Below are 14268 nucleotides of genomic sequence, written 5' to 3'. Positions count from 1 at the left end.
GCGGTCAGACGGCCACCATGCAGTTGTCGGAGCTGCTGTCGCTCCCCCGGGCGCTGACGATGCCGGCGGAGCCGTCGCCGTAGTAGCGGCAGAACAGGCCCGCCGGACGTCCGCCGAACAGCAGCGGCCCGATCACCGGAGCGACCTCGGCGTAGTGCGGCTCGTCGGCACCATCGGCGACGAGCGCGACCCGGCAGGTCCGCGGCGCCACGAAGTCCTGCACCACGCTGGTGCCCTCGGCGGCGGCCTCGTCGACGGCCGACTCCCACGTCGCCTGGTCGACCTCGCGGCCGATGACCACCTGCTTGCCGCTCTCGCCCAGACCCGCCTTGAGCACCAGCAGGTCCCGGTTCGCCACGACGAACGGGAGCAGCTCGACCTCGCGGCCCTCGCGACCGGTCCGGCGGTCCGTGAGGATCCGCGTCCACGGCACGTACCTGTCGACGAGGCTCCGGTCGGCCGCGCTCATCCAGGGCCGGCCCTCCGACAGCAGGCCCACGGTCAGCTTGCTGTGCATGAAGGTCGACGTCTGGGTGCCCACCAACAGGCAGCCGTTGTCCAGCGCGTCCTGCACGTATGTGGTGTCGAGGCCGGCGTCCAGCCAGTCCGGGATGGTGAAGTTGCGCAGCCCGATCGGGTAGCGCAGGTGGGGCGGGCAGTCCCACGCCTCCGGCAGCTCCTCCGGCTCGAAGAACCGCGCGGTCAGGCCGTGGTTGTTGAGATAGTCGGCCTCCAGCTGGAAATAGCGGCTGCGCACGCCGTCGACCCGGGCGCTGCCGGCGATGGCCACCCGGGGCGCCAGCCCCAGCTCGGTGCAGAGCGACCGGTACATCTCGGCGCGCACGGCGAACGGGTCGGGGGAGCTGAACGGGGTCCGACCCTCGGCATCGGCGTGCAGCCTGCGCCACACCTCGAGGCGGCAGTGCGTCTCCACCACGCCGCCGAGCGCACCGCTGACGTTGAACTCCAGGAACTGGGGCCCGTCCGGCCCGATGACGACGTCCGGCCGCACCACGCAGTCCGGGTAGCGTTCCTCGACGAACGGATCCCGCACGAACAGCTGGTTCTCGCTCTGCGGCATGCGGTAGGCCGCCAGCCGGCCCGCCGTGGTGGGCGCCGTTTCGAGGGCGGTGCGGCGGAGCAGGTCGACCAGCGCGGCGGCTGCCCGGAAAATCTCGGCGGACGAGGCGCGCGGGATGGCCATCGGCGCCGCGGGCAGCAGCCGCTGGTAGGGCCAGCCGGTGTCCCGCAGCTCGTGGCGGAGCATCTGGCGGATCGTCTCCACGGGTGCGGCCGGCGTCACCTGGTGGGCGCCGAACCACGGATGCCCGGCCAGCCCGGTGTGGTCGACATCCTCGCGCACGGTCATCTGACGCTCCCCGGAGTCGCACGTCGGGCCGGCCGCCCGAGCGTGCTCGCCGCGGGCCGGCATCTCCGAAACGATGATCGACATAGACTAACATTCACGTCCGACGTGGACCGCGCCGGTTCGTCCACGAGCGAGACGGGAGAGTCGTCGATGACGCTGCGTCATGTCCAGGGCAACGAGTACCGCGAGGAACACGGCGGGGACTACGAGGACTTCGAGCCCGGCATGGTGATCCGGCACTGGCCGGGCCGCACCATCTCGGAGACCGACAACACCTGGCTGACCCTGCTCACCATGAACCAGCACCCGCTGCACTTCGACGAGCACTACGGCGCGGGCAGCGAGTACGGCCGCGTGCTCGTCAACAGCGGGATCACCCTGTGCCTGGTCGGCGGCATGACGGTGCAGGCCCTGTCGGCCCGGGCGGTGGCCAACCTGGGCTGGGACAAGGTCCGCCTGCGCGAGCCGGTCTTCGTCGGGGACACGTTGTACGCCACCAGCCGGATCCTCGACAGGCGGCTGAGCCGGTCCCGGCCCGGACAGGGCATCATCACGGTGGAGACGACGGGCACGAAGTCCACCGGCGAGACCGTCATCGTCTTCGAGCGTTCCTTCATGGTCCGCTGCCGGGAGAGCTCCTCCTGACCTACGCCACGGCCGCCGCTCCCTCGTACAGCGCCACCGCGGCGGCCGTGTCCTCGATGGCCATTCCGACGGTACGCAGGACGGAGGTCCGACCCCCCACCCGGACCTCGCCGGTGACCAGCGCGCCCAACTCGTGCAGGTCGTCCACGCCGATCAGACCGGCGGCCAGGGCGGCCCGCACCTCGCCGGCGCCCTCCAGCGCCGCGGTCCGGTCCTCGACGACCGCCATGGCCCCGGCCAGGAGGGCGGGGTCCAGTTCGATCGCGTCCGGGTGGGTGCCGCCGATCACGTTGACGTGCGCTCCGGGTGCCACCCAGTCCGCCTCGACCAGCGGTGTGTTGTCGCTGGTCGAGGTCGCCGTGCAGATGATCGCCGCGTCGGCGACGGCGGCCTTCGCGCTGTCGCCGACGCTGACGTGCACCGGGTGGGGCACCGCGTCACGCACCCAGTCGGCGAACTGCTCCGCCCTGCTCCGGGTCCGGGAGAACACCCGGACGGTGCGAATCCGGCGCACCGCCGACACCGCGCGCACCAGGGCCCGGGCCTGCACCCCCGCGCCGATCACCGCGAGGTCCTCGGCGTCGTCGGCGGTGCACCAGCGGGTCGCCAGGGCGGCGACCGCGCCGGTGCGTACGGCGGTCAGCTCGGCACCGTCCAGCAGGGCCGTGATCTGCCCGGTGGTCAGGTCCGTCAGCGCGACGATCCCGTGGATCAGCGGCAGCCCACGGTCGGGGTTGTCGGGGGTGAGCGTGGTGATCTTGACGCTGCCCACCCCGCGCCGCTCCCAGACCGCGGGGCTGACCAGCAGGACCCGTTGGGGACCGTGCTCGATAACGGTTCGCGCCGGGGAGTTGGTCCGGCCGGCGGCCAGGTCCGCGAACATCTCGCCCAGCACGTCGATCACCCGCACCAGCTGAGGCGTACCCGCCATCTGCGCGGCGCCGAGCGTCACCGGCCCGGTCATCCGGCAGCTCCTTCGGTGCCGAACCGGGCGGCCCAGGCGTCCTCTCGGGCCACCGTGGCGCGGGCCATCCGGGCGAACGGCGGGCCGACCATGTTCCCGTCCAGCACGGCGATCCCGCCGTTCGCCGCCCGTACGGCCTCGGCCACCCTGCGCGCCAGTCGCAGGTCGTCAGCCTGGGGGCGCAGTACCCGGTTGATCTCGTCGAGCTCGCCCGGATGCACCGTCGCCTTGCCGTGGAAGCCGAGCGCCCGCACCCGGGCGGTCTCCCGCGCCAGGACGGCCGGCTCGGCGAGCCGGAAGTTGGCGGTGTCGATGCAGGCGGTGCCGTGTCGCGCGCAGGCCAGCGCCATCGACTGCCGGGCGGCCAGCATGGCCTCCCAGGTGATCTCGACCCCGAGCGTGGCGGCCAAATCCGCCGAGCCGAGGACCAGCCCGTCGCTCGCCCCGGCGATCGCGTCGATCTGGGCGACCGCCTCCACGGTCTCCACCGTCACGTAGATCTCCGGATGCGCGCCCGCCGAGGCCAGGATCTGCCGCAGCAGGGCCACCTCGGCCGCCGAGGTCACCATCGTCATCATGACGATGCCGGGCCGCACCGGAGACTCCGTGAGGGTCATCAGGTCCTGCACCGCCGCGACGCTGCCCAACTCGTTGATGCGTACCGCGACGTTCTCCGGCCGTGGAGCCTTCTCCAGCGCGGCCCGGCACACGGCGCGTGCGGCCGGCTTGTCGGCCGCCGGTACGGAATCCTCCAGGTCGATCAGGTGGACGTCCGCGTCGTAGGACCAGGCCTTCACGACCCGGTCCAGCGACAGCGCCGGGGTGTACAGGATGCTGCGCGGGACCGCCCGCGCGGCGCCGGTCACCGGGTCACCGGCTCGGGCAGCGCGGCGGCCGGGCGGGCACCCGCCTCGACGAGCACGGAGCACAGCCTGGTGATCTGCTCCTCGGTCTGGCCCGCGCGCAGCATCACCCGCAGTCCGGCGGTGCCGCGGGCGACGATCGGGAAGAACACCGGCGAGGTGTAGAACCCGGCCGCGAAGACCTGTTGGGCCGCCTGGACGACGGTCTCGTCGTTCATCGGCACCACCCGGATCGGGTACGTGCTGCCGGACTGCTCGGTGGCGAGCAGCGAGTCGAACAGCGCGATGTTGGATCGCAGCCGTCCCTGCAACCGGGTGAGTTCCTCGGTGCGGTGGATCTCGGCCGAGGCGAGCGCGGCACCAACCGCGGCGGCGTTCATCTTCTGTGAGTAGCCCAGCGGGCCCGCGAAGCGTTCGATGATCCGCCGCGTCTCCTTCGGGAAGCCGTCGAGCAGGATCGCCGTGCCGCCCGCCCCGAAACCCTTGCTCAGGGTCGCGACGGTGATGGTCCGGTCGTCGCGCACCGGGCAGTGCGTACGGACGTAGCCGATGCCGCGCTCGCCGTACGCGGACAGCGAGTGCGAGTCGTCGTAGAAGACCAGGAGGTTGTACCTGTCCTGCAGTTCGGCCAGTTCCTCGACCGGCGCGTAGCCGCCGAGGCTGTCCGAGCCGTCCACCACGTAGCAGACCCGCTCGTAGCTGCGGCACATGTCCTCGAGGTAGTTGAGGTCGTGGTGGCGGCAGGTGACGACCTCGGTCTCGTCGGCGCAGCTCGGCTTGGCGTTGGCCAACGACACATGGGCGTTCTTGTCGAAGACCATCAGCGGTCGGGTGCCGTTGCCGAGGTGCCCCGACGCGATCAGCGGCAGCAGGCCGGTGCTGGCCGCCGCCGTGGAGATCGCACTGATCACCATCGCGTCGAACAGCTCACCCAGCGACTCCTCCAGCTCCAGCAGCACCGACGTCTGGACCCGGGTGCGTGGGATGCAGTGGTCCAGCACCCCGAAGCGGCGCAGCGCGGCGACGGCCCCGTCGATCACCTTGGGGTGGGTGTCCAGGTCCAGGTAGGAGCAGACGGTGAAGTTGACGAACTCGTGGCCGTCGGCCATCCGGAACACGCCGTCGGAGAGGTCGCCGACGATGCCGGCGACCCCGTGCTCCTCGGACATGTTCCAGAAGGTGTTTCCCACCCCGATGAGCTTGTCGTTGTTGCGGTAGCGGTGGGTGGGGGTGATGGTCTTGCGGTCGCTCATCAGGAGTTCACCTCGGTGGGCTTGTAGCTGTAGACACCCTTGACCCTCCGGTAGGCGTACGTGTACATCGCGACGCCGAGCGCGTGCGGCCTACGGAGGAGCTTCTTCGACTTCAGCCAGAAATTGACGTTGATGTTCATCTCGTCCAGCGACTCGGCCTGGTGCCACCAGCCGAGCGGCAGGTAGAGCATGTGGCCCGGTTCGAGGACGAAGTCACGGCGCTGGGCGAGCTTGGGCGCCAGCCTCGGGAAGCGCGCCAGGTCGACGTTGTCCAGGTCGAACACCTGGGACTTGTCCCCGAACCCGCGCAACACCGAGCGCGGGTAGTACTCACGGGAGCCGGGCGGGGCAATGATGAACCGCTTGCGGCCCTCCAACGCGATGTTGAAGTTCTCGAACTCGTCGAAGTGGTTCTTGGTGAACACGCCGCGGTGGCTGATCCACAGGTTCGCCGCGTACAACGTGTCGCCGTAGCCGAAGAACCTGTCCGCGTCGAAGCCGATGACGGCGTTCACGTCGGCCGGGCTGTTGCGGATGTTGGACACCACCCGGTGCCAGGTGTCCGGGCTGTTCAGGTGACGCTCGTCGGCGAAGAAGTCGCGGAGCCTGATGTCCCGGGTCTCCCAGCGTCCCGGATGGTTCTTGTCGCCAGGCTCGGTGAACAGGGTGACGGTCAGGTCGGCCAGCCGGGCCGCCACGCCGTCGCGGCCGAGCCCCTGCACGTCGCCCGGCAGCGCGATCACCACGGGCACGTCGGCCTTGAAGAGGCCGCCGGGGCCGACGGCCATGAACTCGTCGAACGTCATGCGGGCGACGGGGACACCCGCCGACCCGTTCGCCCTGGACACTGCGTCCGAAACTCCCATGTCGCCTTTCCTCACTGCTGAAGGCCGCGGTGCGCGGCCGGTCACGTGGTGGCCCTGCGGGCACTCAACTCCGCCACCACGTCCACGATCAGGTCCTCCTGGCCGGCGATGGCCTGCCGCCGGCCCAGTTCGAAGAACACGTCACGCGCGTCGACACCGGCGCGGGTGGAGAGTTCGAGCACCCGGTGCTTGAATCCCGAGAACACCCCCGCCAGGCCGCTCACGATGGTCATCGAGGCGGTCACCGGTGGCGCGGGCATGAGCTCGCGCTCCGCGAGGTCGGCGGCGTCCAGGAGCGCGTACAGGTCGATGCCGGTCGTGAATCCGCTGCGCTCCAGCACCGGCACGAGCACCTCGAGCTGGGTGTTTCCCGCCCCGGCGCCGAAGCCCCGCGCGCACCCGTCGATGATCCGGGCGCCGGCCTCCGCCGCGGCCACCGAGTTGGCGACGGCCATGCCGAGGTTGTCGTGGCCGTGGAAGATCACCGGCGTGTCGACCGCCGCGGCGATCGCACCGATCCGCGCGGTGACGTCGGCGGGCAGGAAGTGGCCCGCGGAGTCCATGATCCCCACCGCCTGCGCGCCGTACCCGACGGCCTGCGCGGCGTGCTCGGCCAGCTCGTCGGGGGACGCCATGTGACTCATCATCAGCACGCAGTGCGCCTCGGCGCCGGCCTCGCGCAGGACCTCCAGGTGACGCTCCGCCAGCGATGTCTCGGTGGCGTGCACACCGATGCGGACGACGTCGGCGCCGTGGCCGATGGCCCGCCGCAGGTCGTCGGAGGTGCCCCAGCCCGGCAGCATGAACACGCCCATCCGGCTGTGCCGCAGCGCCTGCCGGACCGTCGACAGCATCTCGTCGTCGCTCACCGCGGCCTGGCCGACCTGGAGGGACGACGCGCCGAGACCGTTGCCGTGACCGACCTCCACCACCGGGATCCGCGCCGCGTCCGCCGCCTCCGCGTACCGGCGCAGGGCGACCGCCCCGAGCTGGTGGCGGACGGCGTGCTGGCCGTCGCGCAGGGTCGGGTCGTGGATCACGACGCTTCTCATCGGGCCGCCTCCGTGCGGGCGGTCCGGCCCAGCCGGGCCGCGTGCTGCTCGGCGACCAGGATGGCGGCCGAGTTGATGATGTCGAGATTGCCGGCGTACCCGGGCAGGACGTCACTGTGGGCGGTGACCTGGAGGGCGACGGTCACCCGGTCGTCGACCACGGTGCAGGCGGTCACCGCGTAACCGGGGGCGAAGGAGCGCACCTGCTCGGCCACCCCCTCGACCGCCGCGCGCACCGCGGCGACGTCGGCGCCGGGAATCCGCGCGTGCACGGCCGTCCGGAAGGTCGCCGGCGGCACCGCCGGACTGATGTTGAGGATCGCCTTGACGTCGGACACGCCGGAGAACGTCGTGATGGCGTGCCGGGTGGTCGCCACGTACTCGTCGAGGTTCAGTCGCGTGCCGCGGCCAGCGACGTCGCTGGCCACCGTCGAGACGACCTCGATGTAGGTCACCGGAAAGCGGTTCGCGAGCGCGTGCGCGACCGGGATGGACGCCTGGCCGCCGCAGCTGATCAGGTTGATGTTGCGCCCGGTCGTCGCTCCCACCCCGGTGACGGTCGGCACCACCATCTGGCCCACCCGGCTGGGCGTCAGGTCGACCACCAGCGTGCCCAGCGGCTCCAGCAGCGCCCAGTGGCGCAGGTGGGACGCCGCGTTGGTGGCGTCGAACACGACGTCGAACGGATCGCCCGCCGCCAGCACGGCGTCGATCCCGGCGGCGGTGACGGGGTAGCCGAACTGCTCGGCGTGCCGCAGGCCGGCCGAGGCCGGGTTGCGCCCGGCCACCAGGCGGCAGTCCAACGAGGGAGAACGGTGGATCTTGCTGATCAGGTCCTGGCCGATCGCCCCGGTGCCGATGACGGCGACGGAGGCGGGCTCGGCGAACCGGGCCTCGGCGTCGGTCACGTCCACGGTGAGACTCAAGGCGTGCCTCCACGGCGCCGGAGCCGGTCGGTCCGCGACCGCTGGGCGGAGGATCGGCGGGTGCGGGTCGCGTGGCTCGCGGTGTCCGGATCGTAGGTTCTCATGTACGTCGTCCTCACCATTCGATGTGCGCTGCGGGACCGGCAGCGGCCCGGGTGGAACTCCGTGCCGGCACCACCGGGACCGGGTGCGCGGGGTCGGCGTCGCCGCCGGGGCTGACCAGCCGTGCCGAGCCTGGGCTCGGTGTCCGGACGACGCGCGCGACGCCCACAGCGGCGCTGCCGCCCCTCAGGGACGTCGCGATCGGTGGGTCGCCGGGAGGCGGGTACGCCGGGCGGGTGTCGGGACACCTCGTGGCCGGGAGCAGGTCGGCGGATTCCGTTCGGCTGGAATTGCCACGTCGTCGAGCAACAATCGGACATACAGCTTGATCTCAGAAGTCTCGACGTAACAACCGAAGAAGCTCCCGTCTGCATGCACGACAACCAATGCTGCCGTTGCGCTCCCGTCAGCCGCAGCGGCTCGCCGGCATCGAAGCTATCAGATGGTCACCGGAAGTGGACCGGGCTGTTACGTCACTCTCACGACAGTCCATGCTGGAGCGCAAACGGTCACAGAACTGCCGATGGTGGAGCATGCCGACCTGCCCGTCGGCCAGGTTGCGGCACTTTGACACCCCTTGGGCGGGTCGTCCACCCGCCCCGTTCCGCGCCCTCCCCGCAACCCGGGCCCCTTCCGCGTCAGGTCACAGATCCGTCGTGCCGCACCGGCGACACTGCGCCGTCGACGCCGTCGCGCCAATTTGCGACCATCTTCGTCAGTTCCACCCTGCTGACAATTCCAGACTGTCCGGTCGAATCGGCGGCGGCGGTGGTGGGCCGACAGATCGAAAGGAAATGGAACGAATCGTCGGCCTCGTCGCCGACAAAGCTCGCCGCCGCACCCCCGCCCGCCCCGGACCGGACGTGCCATCCGCCCGAAAGGACACTCCATGACGACCAGCCACCCGCCCGTGTTGAGCAGGTCGGCACTGGGCCGCACGTACGTCGGGCAACTCGCCCGGAGTGCGTCGACGGACGACCCGACCGCCGCCGCCCGGGAGTCGGCCACCCTCGAGCCGTACCGGGACCGGTTCATGAACGGCCCGGCCTTCCTCGGTGAGACCGAATGCCGGACCGTCGCCCGGGACCTGCGCACGGTCTACGACCTGCTGCGTGCCCTGCCGGAGCGGGTCTTCGACGGAGACCTCACCGCACTGGCCGAGGCCGTCGGCATGGATCCCCGGCAGACGGCGCTGATCACGCGCGGCGCCCGCGCCGGGTCGCTCGTCCCGCTGGGCCGCGCCGACCTCTACCACGACGGCGCGGGATTCCGCCTGCTCGAATTCAACGTCACCAGCGCGCTCGGCGGCTTCGAGAGTGCCGACATCAACCGGGCGATGCTGGCGTACCCCCCGCTGCGGGAGTTCGTGGAGCAGCACCGGCTCGGGTACCAGGACACGCTGGGCTGCATCGTGCGGACGATGTACGCGGAGTGCGCCGCGATGATCCCCACGGACCGGCCACCGGTCGTCGCCGTGGTGGACACCACGGAGAACTACCCGATCGTGGGGTCCCGGCTCGAGGTGCTCGCCGAGATGCTGACCGGGTACGGGGTCGAGGGGATCGGCTGCCACCTCGGCCAGTTCACATACCCGAACGGCCGGCCGACGGTGGCGGGCCGCGCCGTCGACGTCGTCCTGCGATATTTCCTGCCCGAGGACCTCGCCGACCCGGCAGTGGAGGCGCAGGTGGAACCGCTGCTGGCCGCCGTGGAGCAGGAGAAGGTCGGCCTGTTCAGCCGCCTGGACGCCGAGCTCTACGGCAACAAGGGCACCCTGGCCATGCTCTCCGACGATCGGCACCGGGGCCTGTTCGACGCCGACGAGCTGGCCTGCATCGACCGGATCCTGCCGTGGACCCGGCACGTGCGACCGCGCGGCACCGATCCCGAGGGGGCCGAGGTCGACCTGCTCGCCTACGCCCGGGCCCGGCGGGACGAGCTGATCCTGAAGCCGACGCTGCTGCACGGCGGCAACGGAGTCCTCGCCGGCTGGACGGTGGGCGAGGCCGAGTGGCAGGCCCGGCTCGACTCTGCGATGGACGGCCCGTACGTGCTGCAACGCCGGGTCCAGCCCACCGCCGAGCCGTTTCCCGACGGGGTCGGCGGCGTACAGGAGCTCTATCTCAACTGGGGGATCTATCTGGCCGACCGCGACGTCGTCGACGAGGACGGGTATGCCGGCTGCCTCGTCCGCGGCAGCACCGACCCGGAGGTCGGGGTGGTCAGCATGGCCGGCGGCGCGAAGATCGGCTGCACCTTCCACGGCGGCTGACCGACGGCCGTCGGGCACCGGATCCCGGTGCCCGACGGCCGCCGACGGCTCAGGCGGAGCGCACCCGGTCGATCCAGGCCTCGACGTCGTCGGCGGTACGCGGCATGGCCGACGAGAGGTTCTCGTGACCGTCCTCGGTGACCAGCACGTTGTCCTCGATGCGGACGCCGATGCCGCGGAACTCCTCCGGCGCCAGCAGGTCGTCCGCCTTGAAGTACAGGCCGGGCTCGACGGTGAGGATCATCCCGGGCTTCAGTTCGCCGTCGTTGTATTCCTCACGCAGCAGCATCTGGCAGTCGTGCACGTCCATGCCGAGGTGGTGGGACGTGCCGTGGACCATCCACCGCCGGTGCCAGCCGCCACGCTCGCGGTCCAGGGTCTGCTCGATGGTCACCCCCTCCGGCAGCAGCCCCCACTCGTGCAGCCGCCGGGCGATGACCACGTTGGCGGCGGCGTGGATGTCGCTGAACCTGTTGCCCGGCTTCACCGCCGCCAGGCCGGCCTCCTGCGCCTCCAGGACCGCCTCGTAGATCTTGCGCTGCACGTCGGTGAAGCGACCGGTCACCGGGAGGGTGCGCGTGATGTCGGCGGTGTAGAGGGAGTCGACCTCGACCCCGGCGTCGACCAGGATGAGGTCGCCGTCGCGGACCGGCCCGGTGTTCTTCGTCCAGTGGATGGTGTTGGCGTGGTCGCCGGACGCGCAGATGGTCTCGTAGCCGATCCCGTTGCCGTCGTGCCGGGCGTACAGGCCGAAGAGGCCCTCGACCCACCGCTCGCCGCGCTCCTTGCCGACGGCCTCGGGCAGCCCGGCGATGATCGCGTCGAAGCCACGGTGGGTGGCGGCGATCGCCTTGCGCATCTCGCCCACCTCCCACTCGTCCTTGAGTAGTCGCATCCCCGAGAGATGGCGGGCCAGTTCCTCATCCGCCTCGTGCTGTTGCGTCACCGGCGCGGACGCCTCCGCCTGGGCCCGGGTCTCGTCGACGAGCCGGGCGAGCTCGCTGTCGGCCCCGCGCACGACGCGTACGACAGTCGCGCCGGCGTCCTTGGCCAGGATGTCCGGGAGCGAGTCGACGTGTCGGGTGCCGATGCCCAGCCGCTGCTCGACCTCGCTCATGGTGGGGCGGGGCCCGACCCAGAACTCGCCGAACCGGGAGTCGGCGAAGAACTCCTCGCTGTCGCGCGGGGCCAGCGGCCGGAAGAACAGGATCGCCTCGTGGCCGTCGGGTTTCGGATCCATCACCAGGACGCTGTCGGGCTCGCTGTCGAACCCGAGCCCGGTCAGCCAGGCGAAGGCCGTGTGCGGCCGGAAGGTGTAGTCCGTGTCGTTGCTGCGCACCTTGAGGCCGCCGGCGGGGATGATGAGGCGCTCGCCCGGGAACCGCCGTGACAAGGCCGCCCGGCGGCGGGCCGCGTGGTCGGCGACCTCCACGCGCGGGACAGGCGCCGCCTCCGGACGGGCCCAACCGGAGGCGATGAAAGCGCGGAATTCGTCGCTCGTCGGGGTGTTCCGATGGCTGGCTTTCACCTGCTCGTCGCTTGTCATGGTCGATATCCTGCCATGCGCTCCGGTGCCCCGGCAAAGCTGTGCGAACCCTCGACCGGGCCGCCTGAGGCGCCCTCGCGGCGCGGGCGGTTCGCGGTCGTCACCGCAATGCGTACGCAGCCGGCGCGGGTATCGACGTCGGTGGCAGCGGCACGGACCGTCGAGTTTCACCGAAACGCCACAGTAGATCGATGTCTTGACATCCGTTGCAACATTTCCGAAGCCGCTCGACCGGCATCCGGGGCGCTACTACCGGGCGCTCAAGGCCGAGGCCGCCGACAACCAGGCCAACGCCCAGGCGAAGCGACTGACCATTCCCGTGATGGCACGTCCCGGCCCCGCACCCGTCGACGAAAGTGTATCTACGAAGAGCGATCTGTTCCGCAGCCGTCGCGGTCCCGCACAATGCGAGCCGGCCCCGCCCGAGCCCACCGATGCAAGGAGTGGTCATGTCTCCACCCGCCCTCCCCCACCCGACCGCCCGCTGGCGGCTCACCTACCTGCGTACGCTGGCCGCGCTCGTCGTCCTGGCGGCCTCCCTGCTGGTGGCCGCCCCGGCGAAGGCCGCGCCCGCCTGTGGCGTGTTGGCCTCCGGGGCCGCACCGCAGGCCCAGACCGCCATCCATCATGCCTGTTCCCAGCTCGGCGTCCCGTACGTCTGGGGCGGTGGGCACGGCAGCAGCCCCGGGGCCACCGGGGGCGGCTTCGACTGCTCCGGCCTGGTGCGGTACGCGTACGCCCGGGCTACCGGCCGCGACATCCTCGGCGCCGGGAGCACCCGTGCCCAGTGGGCGCGGGCGCAGGCGGAGGGCTGGCCGAGGGTCTTCAGCTGGTCCGCGATGCTCCCCGGTGACCTCATCTACTACAGCGACAACGGCACCGCCGCCGGCATCTACCACGTCGCCATGTACCTGGGGCAGAACGCCATCGTGGAGGCGCCCTCCCCCGGCCTGACCGTGCGCACCCGCGCGCAGAGCGGCAGCTCGGACTTCATCGGCGCGGTGCGGATCTTCACCTCGCCCGGGGCGCAGCCGGCCGGGGCCGGGCCGATGTTCCACCAGGTGCGGGCGGCGAACGGGTCGTGGAGCGGCTTCGGCGCATTGAACGGTTACCAGACGCCGCTGCCGGGAGACGCCAAGGACGTGGCCGTCGCCGGGCTCGCCGACGGCACCGCCCAGGTGGTCATCGTCGGCGCGGACAACCGGATCTACCACCGTGGCCGGCACGCGAACGGCACCTGGACCGAGTTCCAACCACTCAACGGGATGGGCACGACCAGTCCCGCCCAGGGGAAGCGGGTCGCGATCGCGGCCCTGCCCAACGGCACCACCCAGGTCGTGATGATCGGCACGGACGACACGGTCTACCACCGGGTCCGTAACACCGACGGCAACTGGACCGGGTGGGGGCGCCTCAACGGGTACGGAACCACGAGCGCGGCCGGGGCGCGGGACGTCGCGATCTCCGGACAGCCGGACAACTCGGCGCAGGTCCTCATCGTCGGCATGGACGACGGCATCTACCACCGCGGCCGGCACGCCGACGGCACCTGGACCGAGTTCCGACCGCTCACCGGCACCGGCACGACCACCACCGCCAAGGGCAGCGCGGTTGCCATCGCCGGGCTGCCCGACGGGTCGTCCCAGGTCGTCATCGCCGGGTCGGGCGGCCAACTGCACCACCGTATCCGCCAGGCGAACGGCTCGTGGTCGGAGTTCCAGCCGCTCAACGGAGCCGGCACCAGCACGCCCGCCGTGGCGAAGGACGTCACCGTCGCCGGGCTACCCAACGGCACGTCGCAGGTGACGATCGTCGGCGCGGACAACCAGATCCACCACCGGGTCCGGGCGGCGACGGGTGCGTGGTCGGAGTTCCGGACAGTCGCGGGTGTCGGCACCACCAGTGGGGCGAAGGGCAGCCGGGTCAGCATGGCCGGCCTCCCGGACAACTCCACCCAACTGGTGATCGTCGGCGAGTGACGCCCAGCCCCCACGGCGGGACGGTGCCACCGGCCCCGCCGTGGGGGCTGCCTCGTCGACCGGCGGCAGCGAGCCCGTCGCGCCGGCCGCGCGACCGGTGCAGGTTGCGGGTCTCGTTGGCCACGATCGCCATCAGCCACGACCGGAACGACGACTCTCCCCGGTAGCGCGAGAGTGTGCGGTGTCCTTTCACGAACGCCTCCTGGACGACGTCCTCCGCGTCCGAACCCGCACCCGAGCAGCACCGCCGTCCGGTATGCGGATGCGGTGTGCCGGGCGACCAGGAACTCATAGGCTTCCAGGTCGCCCGCTCCGGCGCGGGCGACCAGTTCTTCGTCGTTCAGGGATACCTCCGGTGGGGACGATTTCATGACACCGCCCGCGTCCCGCGGGTTCCATTCGGGAGAGCGCGTTCGTCAGGTCGTCCCGGT

At 71.3% G+C, this 14268-nt stretch carries 12 protein-coding genes; 3 read left to right on the top strand and 9 right to left on the bottom strand.

The features are described 5' to 3' along the window. Positions 1–4 precede the first annotated feature (4 nt). On the bottom strand, positions 5–1369 hold the full coding sequence (locus GA0070608_RS23940; RefSeq protein ID WP_091636004.1) for a hypothetical protein: 1365 nt from the start codon (positions 1367–1369) through the stop codon (positions 5–7). Positions 1370–1519: 150 nt separating this feature from the next. On the opposite strand from GA0070608_RS23940, the gene GA0070608_RS23935 reads away from it, so the two are divergent. Beyond that, entirely contained in the window at positions 1520–2014 is a 495-nt protein-coding gene (locus GA0070608_RS23935) for a MaoC family dehydratase (RefSeq protein ID WP_091636000.1), read from the top strand. Between the two features lies 1 nt (position 2015). Here the strand turns inward: GA0070608_RS23935 and GA0070608_RS23930 are convergent, their stop codons facing one another. From GA0070608_RS23930 to GA0070608_RS23905, 6 genes are all read right to left on the bottom strand, one after another. Continuing rightward, positions 2016–2978: an ornithine cyclodeaminase family protein gene (locus tag GA0070608_RS23930; RefSeq protein WP_091630734.1), complete on the bottom strand. Its 963-nt coding sequence runs from the start codon at positions 2976–2978 to the stop codon at positions 2016–2018. Then, positions 2975–3844, bottom strand: a complete 870-nt coding sequence (locus tag GA0070608_RS23925; protein WP_091630733.1) for an HpcH/HpaI aldolase/citrate lyase family protein — start codon at positions 3842–3844, stop codon at positions 2975–2977. The genes GA0070608_RS23930 and GA0070608_RS23925 overlap by 4 nt, the downstream gene beginning before the upstream one ends. Continuing rightward, positions 3841–5094 (bottom strand): 8-amino-7-oxononanoate synthase family protein, encoded by a 1254-nt coding sequence (locus GA0070608_RS23920; protein WP_091630732.1) that lies wholly within the window; start codon positions 5092–5094, stop codon positions 3841–3843. The genes GA0070608_RS23925 and GA0070608_RS23920 overlap by 4 nt, the downstream gene beginning before the upstream one ends. Further along, a complete protein-coding gene (locus GA0070608_RS23915; RefSeq protein ID WP_091630731.1) occupies positions 5094–5900 on the bottom strand; it encodes a cupin-like domain-containing protein in 807 nt (268 codons plus the stop codon). Before GA0070608_RS23915 ends, GA0070608_RS23920 begins: the two co-directional genes overlap by 1 nt. A 101-nt stretch (positions 5901–6001) precedes the next feature. Continuing rightward, positions 6002–7012: a 4-hydroxy-2-oxovalerate aldolase gene (gene dmpG / locus GA0070608_RS23910; RefSeq protein ID WP_091630730.1), complete on the bottom strand. Its 1011-nt coding sequence runs from the start codon at positions 7010–7012 to the stop codon at positions 6002–6004. Next, entirely contained in the window at positions 7009–7938 is a 930-nt protein-coding gene (locus GA0070608_RS23905) for an acetaldehyde dehydrogenase (acetylating) (RefSeq protein ID WP_091630729.1), read from the bottom strand. The genes dmpG and GA0070608_RS23905 overlap by 4 nt, the downstream gene beginning before the upstream one ends. Before the next feature lie 991 nt (positions 7939–8929). Here GA0070608_RS23905 and GA0070608_RS23900 point away from each other — a divergent pair. Continuing rightward, positions 8930–10312, top strand: a complete 1383-nt coding sequence (locus GA0070608_RS23900) for a hypothetical protein (RefSeq protein WP_091630728.1) — start codon at positions 8930–8932, stop codon at positions 10310–10312. Between the two features lie 49 nt (positions 10313–10361). Here GA0070608_RS23900 and GA0070608_RS23895 read toward each other — a convergent pair whose 3' ends face one another. Then, positions 10362–11858, bottom strand: coding sequence for an aminopeptidase P family protein (locus GA0070608_RS23895; protein WP_091630727.1), 1497 nt, complete (start codon positions 11856–11858; stop codon positions 10362–10364). A gap of 449 nt (positions 11859–12307) precedes the next feature. On the opposite strand from GA0070608_RS23895, the gene GA0070608_RS23890 reads away from it, so the two are divergent. Next, positions 12308–13837: a DUF8189 domain-containing protein gene (locus GA0070608_RS23890; protein ID WP_176733821.1), complete on the top strand. Its 1530-nt coding sequence runs from the start codon at positions 12308–12310 to the stop codon at positions 13835–13837. Here the strand turns inward: GA0070608_RS23890 and GA0070608_RS23885 are convergent. Further along, complete coding sequence (locus GA0070608_RS23885; RefSeq protein WP_245715907.1) at positions 13782–14129, bottom strand: RNA polymerase sigma factor; 348 nt, start codon at positions 14127–14129, stop codon at positions 13782–13784. The two genes, GA0070608_RS23890 and GA0070608_RS23885, sit on opposite strands and share 56 nt — an antisense overlap. Between the last annotated feature and the right edge of the window lie 139 nt (positions 14130–14268).

Origin of the sequence: Micromonospora peucetia (genome assembly GCF_900091625.1) — a bacterium.
Lineage (GTDB): Bacteria > Actinomycetota > Actinomycetes > Mycobacteriales > Micromonosporaceae > Micromonospora > Micromonospora peucetia.
This window is presented reverse-complemented; position numbering and strand designations above follow the sequence as displayed.

What these genes read in the sequence shown, in the direction of transcription:
- GA0070608_RS23940 (WP_091636004.1), bottom strand. Translation starts at nt 1,369, where the DNA reads ATGACCGTGCGCGAGGATGTCGACCACACCGGGCTGGCCGGGCATCCG.
- GA0070608_RS23935 (WP_091636000.1), top strand. Translation starts at nt 1,520, where the DNA reads ATGACGCTGCGTCATGTCCAGGGCAACGAGTACCGCGAGGAACACGGC.
- GA0070608_RS23930 (WP_091630734.1), bottom strand. Translation starts at nt 2,978, where the DNA reads ATGACCGGGCCGGTGACGCTCGGCGCCGCGCAGATGGCGGGTACGCCT.
- GA0070608_RS23920 (WP_091630732.1), bottom strand. Translation starts at nt 5,094, where the DNA reads ATGAGCGACCGCAAGACCATCACCCCCACCCACCGCTACCGCAACAAC.
- GA0070608_RS23915 (WP_091630731.1), bottom strand. Translation starts at nt 5,900, where the DNA reads ATGACGTTCGACGAGTTCATGGCCGTCGGCCCCGGCGGCCTCTTCAAG.
- dmpG (WP_091630730.1), bottom strand. Translation starts at nt 7,012, where the DNA reads ATGAGAAGCGTCGTGATCCACGACCCGACCCTGCGCGACGGCCAGCAC.
- GA0070608_RS23900 (WP_091630728.1), top strand. Translation starts at nt 8,930, where the DNA reads ATGACGACCAGCCACCCGCCCGTGTTGAGCAGGTCGGCACTGGGCCGC.
- GA0070608_RS23895 (WP_091630727.1), bottom strand. Translation starts at nt 11,858, where the DNA reads ATGACAAGCGACGAGCAGGTGAAAGCCAGCCATCGGAACACCCCGACG.
- GA0070608_RS23890 (WP_176733821.1), top strand. Translation starts at nt 12,308, where the DNA reads ATGTCTCCACCCGCCCTCCCCCACCCGACCGCCCGCTGGCGGCTCACC.
- GA0070608_RS23885 (WP_245715907.1), bottom strand. Translation starts at nt 14,129, where the DNA reads ATGAGTTCCTGGTCGCCCGGCACACCGCATCCGCATACCGGACGGCGG.